Below are 9,558 nucleotides of genomic sequence, written 5' to 3' on the forward strand. Positions count from 1 at the left end.
GGCCGGGGGTGCGTACCCCCGGCCCGCCCGTCGCGGACCTTCCCGGTCCTCAGAAGACGTTCAGCGCGGCCGCTCCGCCCACTCCCCCGAGCACCATGAACACCGGCATCAGCACCTTCAGCTCCACCCAGCTGCCGGCCCGGAACCGCATGGCCTTCGGCGGCCCGACCGGGTACCAGCGCTTGCGGCCGATCGGGATGGGCCACAGGATCGGGCAGCCGGAGACGGTCAGCGCGTCACCGATGTCGTGGACCAGGGCGCCGAGCACGATCGGCAGCCCGAGCCACAGGTACTCCTGGCCGGGGTCGGTGAACAGCCAGTCGGAGCCGTTGCCCGGCTGGTCCAGGACCCCGGCGAGTATCCAGGCGCTGGTCGCACCGAGCAGCCACACCAGGACGTCGCTGGACATCCGGGCGGCCCGCCACAGCAGCCCTTCGACGGCGAGCACCAGATGGACGAAGAGAATGCCCAGGACCGCCCACCGGCCGCCGGTGATCGCCGCGGCGGAGGCGCCGCCGCCGATCAGGACGGCCCAGACCCAGGTGTGCGTCAGGGTACGGTGACCGCCGTTGCGGTGCGAGTCGCCGCGCATCTTCGTCGCCTTGTAGACGGCGTGCGAGAGCTTGTCGACGATCTCGCAGAGGCCACGGGACACCGGTCCGAAGGCGCGCGAGATGGTCGCCGACTTGTGGTCGAGGTCCGGGGCGAGCGCCGCTCCGGCGGTGATGAGCGCGCCCACGACCAGAACGGGCCAGGGCATCGGATGACCCGCGGCGGCCGCCGCGGCACCCACCCCCAGCCAGGCCGCCGCCCCGGACAGAGAGTGTGCCGGTCCCATCATGGTTCTTCCCGCCCCCAGAGTGTTTTCGCTTCGCCGCCATGGCCACCCGGACACGGCCGAGTTGAGTGCGAAGCGTATCGCTCATGATCTTCATACGGTCGTCCGGTTCCCTCATCCGGGCGGAAGGCAGGCAAGATGGGGGCGTGACCCTTATCGATCAGCTGCCCCCGACCGACGACCCCGACGCCCTTTTCGAGGCTTTCTCGTCATGGACCGAGACCCGGGGCATCACCCTCTATCCGGCCCAGGAGGAGGCGCTGATCGAGGTGGTCTCCGGTGCGAACGTGATCCTCTCGACCCCGACCGGTTCCGGGAAGAGCCTGGTCGCGGCAGGTGCGCACTTCACCGCACTGGCCCAGGACAAGGTCACCTTCTACACCGCGCCGATCAAGGCGCTGGTCTCGGAGAAGTTCTTCGACCTGTGCAAGCTGTTCGGTACGGAGAACGTCGGCATGCTCACCGGCGACGCCTCGGTCAACGCCGACGCCCCGGTGATCTGCTGCACGGCCGAGGTGCTGGCCTCCATCGCGCTGCGTGACGGCAAGTACGCCGACATCGGCCAGGTCGTGATGGACGAGTTCCACTTCTACGCGGAACCGGACCGCGGCTGGGCCTGGCAGATCCCGCTGCTGGAGCTTCCGCAGGCCCAGTTCGTCCTGATGTCGGCCACGCTCGGCGACGTCCGGATGTTCGAGGAGGACCTGACGCGCCGGACCGGCCGCCCCACCTCCGTGGTGCGCTCCGCGACCCGGCCGGTGCCGCTCAGCTACGAGTACCGGCTGACCCCGATCACCGAGACCCTGACCGAGCTGCTGGACACCCGGCAGTCGCCGGTCTACATCGTGCACTTCACGCAGGCCGCGGCCGTCGAGCGGGCGCAGTCGCTGATGAGCATCAACATGTGCACCAAGGAGGAGAAGGAGAAGATCGCCGATCTGATCGGCAACTTCCGCTTCACCACCAAGTTCGGCAAGAACCTCTCCCGCTACGTCCGGCACGGCATCGGGGTGCACCACGCGGGCATGCTGCCGAAGTACCGGCGGCTGGTGGAGAAGCTGGCCCAGGCCGGTCTGCTGAAGGTGATCTGCGGTACGGACACCCTCGGCGTCGGCGTCAACGTCCCGATCCGCACGGTGCTCTTCACGGCGCTCACCAAGTACGACGGGACGCGCGTGCGCACGCTGCGGGCGCGGGAGTTCCACCAGATCGCCGGGCGGGCGGGCCGGGCCGGGTTCGACACGGCGGGCTTCGTGGTGGCCCAGGCGCCCGAGCACGTCATCGAGAACGAGAAGGCCGTCAAGAAGGCGGGCGACGACCCGAAGAAGAAGCGCAAGGTCGTCCGCAAGAAGGCCCCCGAGGGCTTCGTCGCCTGGTCGGAGACGACCTTCGACAAGCTGATCCAGTCCGATCCGGAGCCGCTGACCTCCCGTTTCCGGGTCACGCACACGATGCTGCTGTCCGTGATCGCCCGCCCCGGGAACGCCTTCGAGGCGATGCGGCGGCTGCTGGAGGACAACCACGAGCCGCGCAGGGCGCAGCTGCGGCACATCCGGCGGGCCATCGCGATCTACCGTTCACTGCTGGACGGCGGGGTGGTGGAGCAGCTCGACGAGCCGGACGCGGAGGGCCGGATCGTCCGGCTCACGGTCGATCTCCAGCAGGACTTCGCGCTCAACCAGCCGCTGTCCACCTTCGCGCTGGCCTCGTTCGACCTGCTGGACCCGGACTCCCCCTCGTACGCGCTGGACATGGTCTCCGTGGTGGAGTCGACGCTGGACGACCCCCGGCAGATCCTCGCCGCGCAGCAGAACAAGGCGCGTGGCGAGGCCGTGGGGCAGATGAAGGCGGACGGGATCGAGTACGAGGAGCGGATGGAACTGCTCCAGGAGGTCACGTACCCGAAGCCGCTGAGCGAGCTGCTGTGGCACGCGTACGACGTGTACCGCAGGAGCCACCCGTGGGTGGGCGACCACCCGGTGTCGCCGAAGTCCGTCATCCGTGACATGTACGAACGTGCCATGACGTTCACGGAGTTCACCTCGCACTACGAGCTGGCCCGCACCGAGGGCATCGTGCTGCGGTATCTGGCGAGCGCGTACAAGGCGCTGGAGCACACCATCCCGGACGACCTCAAGTCGGAGGACCTGGAGGATCTGATCGCCTGGCTGGGCGAGATGGTCCGCCAGGTGGACTCCAGCCTGCTCGACGAGTGGGAGCAGCTGGCCAACCCGGAGATCGAGACGGCCGAGGAGGCGCAGGAGAAGGCCGACGAGGTGAAGCCGGTGACGGCCAACGCCCGCGCCTTCCGGGTGCTGGTGCGCAACGCGATGTTCCGCCGGGTGGAGCTGGCCGCCCTGGACAGGGTGGACGAGCTGGGCGAGCTGGACGGCGAGGCGGGCTGGGACGCGGACGCCTGGGGCGAGGCGATGGACGCCTACTGGGACGAGTACGAGGATCTGGGCACCGGCCCGGACGCCCGGGGCCCGAAGCTGCTGCGGATCGAGGAGGACCCGGCGCACGGGCTGTGGCGGGTCCGGCAGAGCTTCGCCGACCCGAACGGCGACCACGACTGGGGTATCAGCGCGGAGATCGACCTGGCCGCTTCCGACGAGGAGGGCCGGGCTGTCGTCAGGGTCACCTCCGTGGGGCAGATGTGAAGCGGGAACGGAATTGGTGGAGGGGAACCGTATGACGAATCCCGCCGAGCGCCTGGTCGATCTCCTCGACCTGGAGCGCATCGAGGTGGACATCTTCCGGGGCCGCAGCCCGCACGAGTCCCTGCAACGGGTCTTCGGCGGGCAGGTCGCCGGGCAGGCGCTGGTCGCGGCGGGCCGGACCACCGACGGGGACCGGCCGGTCCATTCGCTGCACGCGTACTTCCTGCGGCCGGGGCGGCCGGGGGTGCCGATCGTGTACCAGGTGGAGCGCGTCCGGGACGGCCGGTCGTTCACCACCCGCCGGGTCACGGCGATCCAGCAGGGCCGGACGATCTTCAATCTGACGGCCTCCTTCCACCGTCCGGAGGAGGCGGGCTTCGAGCACCAGCTGCCGCCGTCCCGCGAGGTCCCGGATCCGGAGGGGCTGCCGACCGTCGCCGACGAGGTCCGTGAGCACCTGGGCGCGCTTCCGGAGGCGCTGGAGCGGATGGCCCGGCGCCAGCCGTTCGACATCCGGTACGCCGACCGGCTGCGCTGGACGGCGGCGGAGGTCAAGGACGCCGACCCGCGCAGCGCGGTGTGGATGCGCGCGGTCGGCCCGCTGGGCGACGATCCGCTGGTGCACACCTGCGCGCTGACGTACGCGAGCGACATGACGCTGCTGGACGCGGTCCGTATTCCGGTGGAGCCGCTGTGGGGGCCGCGCGGCTTCGACATGGCCTCGCTGGACCACGCGATGTGGTTCCACCGCCCCTTCCGGGCCGACGAGTGGTTCCTGTACGACCAGGAGTCGCCGGTCGCCACCGGCGGGCGGGGGCTGGCGCGCGGCCGGATCTACGACCGGGACGGCAATCTGCTGGTGTCCGTGGTGCAGGAGGGGCTGTTCCGCCGTCTCGGCGGGTAGCGCCTCCGTCCGGTTCAGATGCCGGGCAGCGGTTCCTGTTCGACCTCGTGGCGACGGGTGCGGATGTCCGGGGGCGCCGGGTGGAGCTTGGCGTCGCAGGAGGGGCCGAGGCCGGTGCGGCGTGAGGCCGTGCCGGTGAGCGGGCGGCCGCACATGCGGCAGCGCACCACGCGTCGCCGGGCGGCGGGTTCGTCCGGCGCGTCCTCGGTCGGGGGTCCGGGGGGAGGCTCGGGGAAGAGCTCGGCGGGTTCCACGGATCGATCTTCTCAGTCCGCCCGTCTACTGTGCGACGTCTACCGCGTGACGTCCGCTGTGCGGCGTCCGGGCACATGACGGAGGAGTTGACGGTTGAGCAGTGTGCTGACGACGAAGCCGGCCACGAAGGTGGCGGGGGCGGTCGGTCATGTCGTCGAGCTGACCGACGCGTCCGGCGGGCCGTCCCGGGTCGTGGCCCATCTGGAACGCGAGCTCCCGGAGGGCGGGATACCCGCGTACCTCGCGGCCCGCAGGACGGGCGCACGGTCCTTCGTGCTGTGGGCCGACCCCGGGCGCCGGGCCCGGCTGGCCACCGTGGTCACCGCGTCCGTGGCCGACGGCGTCGCCACGTACCGGGTGCTGGGTGCCTGGGGCGAGCTCATCGGCACCCTGGTCCGGGAGAAGGCCCTGTACGGCAAGGGGCTGCGGACCCGCTGGACAATTTCCCAGCCGGGCTGCCCGGAGGCGGTCGGCCTCAAGGGCCGGATCTTCTGGTGGTACGTGTGGTGGCTGCTGTTCCCCGTTCAGGTGGCGATCGGGGTGGGGAGCCTGCTGAGCGGCGGGGGCGACGTGGCACGCGGGCCCCGGCGCATCGTCTGGCGGACCGGCAAGGAGGTTCCGCTGGAGTTCTTCTCGGACGGCGACCAGGTCCATGTGCACGCGCCGTGGGTCGATCAGCGGCTCGCGGCGGCGCTGAGCGCGCTGCTCCGCTCCTTCGACGGCTGGCTGGGCACTCCCTGGGACGACAGGAAGGACTGACCCGGCATCCGGTCAGGTGCCGAGGACGCGGGCCTTCTGTGCCTCGAACTCGCTCTGGCTCAGCACGCCCCGGCTCTTGAGGTCGCCGAGCTCCTTGAGCTGGGCGATCTTGTGACTCATCTCCTCCTCCGGCGCGAGGGTGGTGGGCGCGGGAGGCGGCGGTGCCTGACCGCCCGGCTCCTGGACCCGCAGGGCGTCCTGCTGCGCCCAGCGGCCCGCCTGGCGCCGGGAGACCCGGTTGGAGACGGAAGTGGCGGTTCCGGCGATCACCGCGGTGCGGGCGACGCCCCGAAGCAGACCTGGCATGGTGTGATCTCCTCTGAACTGACTCCGCGGGGCGGTTCAGGCCCCGGTCGCGGCCTTGGCCTCGGCCGCGTCGAGCGAGGCCAGGACCTCCTGGAGCGGGATACGCCCGCCCGCGACGATGCGTGCGCCGGAGCGCCGCAAGGCGGCCGCGAACGGCCCGGCCCACACGTTCTCGTAGACGACGACCCCGGCGGCGCTGCCCGGTTCGAGGACGGCGGCCACCTCGTCGATGTCGTCCGGGCCCATCAGCCCGGAGGCGGCCCCCTCGAAGACGGCCAGGTCGTCGTGGCCGTCGCCGATCAGCTCGGACAGCTCGACCCCCACGACCGCCCCGTCCCGGTCCTTCCGCACGAAGACCAGATCCAGGACGCGGATGATGCCCCGGTCGACCAGATCGACCAGCAGGGGCAGTCCCTCGCCCGTCATCCGGTTCCCCGGGAACTCGACCACCAGATAGTCCACCGGTCCCGTCTCGTCGGTCTCGCTGCTCACACCGGCTCCTTGGCGTCTCGACCGCCCCGGGTCCGGCCCGGGGCCTGTGCCCTGGTCATTGGAGCAGTGTCCGGACCGGGGCGCATCCCGGCCATGGCCGGCGGGACCGGTCCGGGCCGGTTGCTCCGTCGGAGGGACGGCGGGTCCTCCCGATGGCCGAGGCGTGCGAGCCGCGCCCGGCACCGGTGCCGGGCGACGGCGATGATCGCGCCTGCACTTCGGAGGAGGGACGGGCATGACGGCCGATCAGGTCATGGTGGGGGCGGGTCTGATCGTGGTCCTCGCGGTCGGATCGCAGTTGCTGGCGAGCCGGCTGCGGGTGCCCGCGCTGCTGGTCCTGCTGCCGGTCGGCTTCGTCGCGGGTGCGCTGACGGACACCGTCCATCCCGACAAGCTGCTCGGCGGGGCCTTCTCCCCGCTGGTCTCCCTCGCGGTGGCGGTGATCCTCTACGAGGCGGGGCTCGGCCTGGAGCTGGGGCGGCTGCGGGGTGACACGCGGCGCGTGGTGGTACGGCTGCTCTGGCTGGGGACGCTCATCACCTGGCTGTCCGCCGCGCTGTTCGCCGTGCCGGTGCTGAACATGTCCAGGGGCGCGGCGGTGATGCTGGGGGCGATTCTCGTGGTGTCCGGGCCGACGGTCGTCGGGCCGCTGCTGAATTTCGTCCGGCCCGCCGAACGGGTGCAGCGGGTGCTCGTCTGGGAGGGGGCGCTGATCGACCCGGTCGGCGGCATTCTGGGGGCGCTGGTCTTCCATGCCGTCGTGGCCGGCGGGATCAGGGGGTTCGGGGGCCGGCTGGAACAGTTCTCGGCCAGTGCGGCGGTCGGGGCGATCGGCGGGGCGATCGGGGCGGGTCTGCTGTGGCTGCTGCTGCGCCGGGTCCGGCTCACCGAGGAACTGGCCGCCTCCGCGCAGATCGCCGCGGTGGTCGGGGTCGCGGCCGCGTGCGACGCGATCCGCGAGGACACCGGGCTCATCTCCGCGATCGTGATGGGGATGGCCATGGCCAATCTGCCGGGGCTGGACCTGCCGGCCCGACGGCCGTTCCTCGACACTCTGGTCTCGCTGGTCATCGGCCTGCTGTTCGTCTCGATCTCGGCCACGGTCACCCCGGCCTCGCTGCGGCACGTCGTGCTTCCCTCGCTCGCGCTGGCCGCCTTCCTGGTGCTGGTCGTGCGTCCGCTGGTGGCGCTGGTGTCGACGGCCGGTACCGGGGTGAGCGGCGGGGAACGGTGGTTCATCGGCTGGATGGCGCCGCGCGGCATCGTCGCCGCCGCGACCGCCGCCACCTTCTCGGAGACCCTGGTGGCACGGGGCGTCGGCGGGGCCGAACGGATTCTGCCCGCGACGTTCGTGGTGATCGTCGCGACGGTGACGCTGTACGGCCTGACGGCGTATCCGGTCGCCCGGTGGCTCGGGGTGCTGCGCCCCTCGCGGTCCCGGCCGCTGCTGGTCGGCGGTGAGCCGTGGGCGGTCGATCTGGGGCTGGCGCTGCGCTCGGCGGGGCTGGACGTGCTGATGTGGGCGGGTGCCGGGCGGCAACAGGCCCGGATCGAGGCGGCCGGGCTGCCGCTGGCCCCGGGCGAGCTGCTGGCGACGGCCTCCGGTACCGGGGCGGAGCTGGAGGGCATCACCGGTGTGCTGCTGCTCACCGGGAGGGACGAGTTCGACGCGCTCGCCGCGACGATGCTGCGGGAGAGCGTCGAGGGCCCGGTGCACCGGCTCGCACCCGCCGCGGGCGGCCAGGGGGTGGTGGCTCCGTACACCGGGGGCGAGACGCTGTTCCGCTCCGGTCTGACCGGGCCGGAGCTGGCCCGCCGGTACGAGGCGGGGGCCCGGGTGCTGGCGCGGCGGGCGGACGGGGCCGTACCGGCCGGGTACGAGGTGCTGTTCGTGGTCCGCGCGGACGGCCGGCTCGCCCCGGTCACCCGGACCCGTGTCCCGGAGGTCCGGCCGGGTGACACCGCCGTACTCCTCACTCCCCCGCCCGTGCCGGGCACCAGGTGAGGACCGCCGCGCGACGGGCGGGGACGATGTTCCCGGCGATGAACGCGACCACCGCGAAAGGACCTTGCGCATGACCGAGATCGTTCCTCTGACCGGCCCCGAGCTGATCACCTACGCCGATGAACTGGCCGCGCTCCTGATGGACGCCGTGGCGGACGGGGCGTCGGTGGGCTTCCTCGCACCGCTGGACCGGGAGGCGGCCGCCGCCTGGTGGCGGGAGCGGGCCCGGGGCGTGGAGGGCGGGCCGCTGCGGATCTGGATCGCCCGTGACGGCGAGCGGATCGCCGGAACCATCAGCCTGGCCCGGGCCACCCTGCCCAACGCCCGCCATCGCGCGGAGGTGGCCAAGCTGATGGTGCGGGGGTCGGCCCGTGGCCGGGGACTGGGCCGCGCGCTGCTGGACACCGTCGAGCGGTCGGCCGCCGACGCCGGAGTCTCGCTGCTGGTCCTGGACACCGAGAGCGGCGGTCCGGCCGAGCGGCTCTACCGTGCGGCCGGCTGGACGGAGTGCGGGTCGATCCCCGAGTACGCTGCGGACCCTGCCGGGGCCCTGCGTCCGACGACGCTCTACTACAAGGCGATCACCCCGGTACATCACTGACTCGGCGAACTCCCGTTCATTGAACGAAAGTTCGGTACACATGCCCGGTCGCTCGTCGAGGTCGTCCGTGACCGGCACGCGGGGCCGGAACGCCCAGGCAGACGGCGCGCGGGCGGCGTCGCGGCCGAAGGGCCCGCTTCCGGCAGGCCGTCCCGGGACGTGACAATGGCCTCGGTAGCCATACCTATGAGGAGACCCACATGACGCTGCACGACATCCCCCTGCGCACCCTCACCGGCGAGCCCACCTCCCTGGCCGACTACCGCGACAAGGTGGTCCTCCTGGTGAACGTCGCGTCCCAGTGCGGGCTCACCCCGCAGTACGCGGGTCTGGAGAGGCTCCAGAAGGCCTACGCGGCACGCGGGTTCACCGTGCTCGGCGTGCCGTGCAACCAGTTCGCGGGCCAGGAGCCGGGGACGGCGGAGGAGATCGGGACCTTCTGCTCGTCGACGTACGGCGTCACCTTCCCGCTGCTGGAGAAGACCGAGGTGAACGGCGAGGGCCGCCACCCGCTCTACGCGGAGCTGACGCGGCTGGCCGATGCGGACGGCGAGGCCGGCGACGTCCAGTGGAACTTCGAGAAGTTCCTCATCTCCCCGGCCGGACTGCCGGTCGCGCGGCTGCGTCCGGGTACGGACCCGGAGGCGCCGGAGCTCGTCTCGGCCATCGAGGCGCAGCTGCCGGCCTGACGCCTCGCGCACCCGGCCGCCGGGCGGGTCCGGAGGTCCGGTCCCGCCC

Annotated in this window: 10 protein-coding genes; 6 read left to right on the forward strand and 4 right to left on the reverse strand. The window is 72.0% G+C overall.

What is annotated here, in order from left to right; translation table 11 throughout:
- Window positions 1-49: 49 nt before the first annotated feature.
- Window positions 50-841, reverse strand: a complete 792-nt coding sequence (locus ACFCV8_RS33600) for a metal-dependent hydrolase (protein ID WP_376689296.1) — start codon at window positions 839-841, stop codon at window positions 50-52.
- Between the two features lie 83 nt (window positions 842-924).
- Here ACFCV8_RS33600 and ACFCV8_RS33605 point away from each other — a divergent pair, with 83 nt between their 5' ends.
- Together ACFCV8_RS33605 and ACFCV8_RS33610 are read left to right on the forward strand one after the other, a co-directional pair.
- Window positions 925-3,498: a DEAD/DEAH box helicase gene (locus ACFCV8_RS33605; RefSeq protein WP_376689297.1), complete on the forward strand. Its 2,574-nt coding sequence runs from the start codon at window positions 925-927 to the stop codon at window positions 3,496-3,498.
- 31 nt (window positions 3,499-3,529) lie between these two features.
- Window positions 3,530-4,402, forward strand: coding sequence for an acyl-CoA thioesterase (locus ACFCV8_RS33610; RefSeq protein WP_376689298.1), 873 nt, complete (start codon window positions 3,530-3,532; stop codon window positions 4,400-4,402).
- Between the two features lie 14 nt (window positions 4,403-4,416).
- On the opposite strand, the gene ACFCV8_RS33615 is transcribed toward ACFCV8_RS33610, so the two are convergent.
- Window positions 4,417-4,656: a DUF6011 domain-containing protein gene (locus ACFCV8_RS33615; protein WP_376689299.1), complete on the reverse strand. Its 240-nt coding sequence runs from the start codon at window positions 4,654-4,656 to the stop codon at window positions 4,417-4,419.
- Between the two features lie 103 nt (window positions 4,657-4,759).
- Between ACFCV8_RS33615 and ACFCV8_RS33620 the strand changes: the two genes are divergently transcribed.
- The gene (locus tag ACFCV8_RS33620) at window positions 4,760-5,416 is read left to right on the forward strand and encodes a hypothetical protein (protein ID WP_376689305.1); all 657 of its coding nucleotides are present in this window, start codon (window positions 4,760-4,762) and stop codon (window positions 5,414-5,416) included.
- Between the two features lie 12 nt (window positions 5,417-5,428).
- Here the strand turns inward: ACFCV8_RS33620 and ACFCV8_RS33625 are convergent, their stop codons facing one another.
- Together ACFCV8_RS33625 and ACFCV8_RS33630 are read right to left on the reverse strand one after the other, a co-directional pair.
- Window positions 5,429-5,722 carry an SHOCT domain-containing protein gene (locus ACFCV8_RS33625; protein WP_376689300.1) on the reverse strand — a complete coding sequence of 98 codons (294 nt, stop codon included), beginning with the start codon at window positions 5,720-5,722 and terminating at the stop codon, window positions 5,429-5,431.
- Window positions 5,723-5,758: 36 nt separating this feature from the next.
- Window positions 5,759-6,214, reverse strand: a complete 456-nt coding sequence (locus tag ACFCV8_RS33630) for a DUF6325 family protein (protein ID WP_376689301.1) — start codon at window positions 6,212-6,214, stop codon at window positions 5,759-5,761.
- Between the two features lie 235 nt (window positions 6,215-6,449).
- Here ACFCV8_RS33630 and ACFCV8_RS33635 point away from each other — a divergent pair, with 235 nt between their 5' ends.
- The 3 genes from ACFCV8_RS33635 (at window position 6,450) to ACFCV8_RS33645 (ending at window position 9,509) form a co-directional block, all read left to right on the forward strand.
- On the forward strand, window positions 6,450-8,219 hold the full coding sequence (locus ACFCV8_RS33635) for a cation:proton antiporter (protein WP_376689302.1): 1,770 nt from the start codon (window positions 6,450-6,452) through the stop codon (window positions 8,217-8,219).
- Window positions 8,220-8,289: 70 nt separating this feature from the next.
- Window positions 8,290-8,820, forward strand: a complete 531-nt coding sequence (locus ACFCV8_RS33640; RefSeq protein ID WP_376689303.1) for a GNAT family N-acetyltransferase — start codon at window positions 8,290-8,292, stop codon at window positions 8,818-8,820.
- A 200-nt stretch (window positions 8,821-9,020) separates the two neighbouring features.
- Complete coding sequence (locus tag ACFCV8_RS33645) at window positions 9,021-9,509, forward strand: glutathione peroxidase (protein ID WP_376689304.1); 489 nt, start codon at window positions 9,021-9,023, stop codon at window positions 9,507-9,509.
- Window positions 9,510-9,558 lie beyond the last annotated feature (49 nt).

Origin of the sequence: Streptomyces sp. NPDC056347, assembly GCF_042262625.1 — a bacterium.
In the GTDB taxonomy this organism is placed as follows: Bacteria; Actinomycetota; Actinomycetes; order Streptomycetales; family Streptomycetaceae; genus Streptomyces.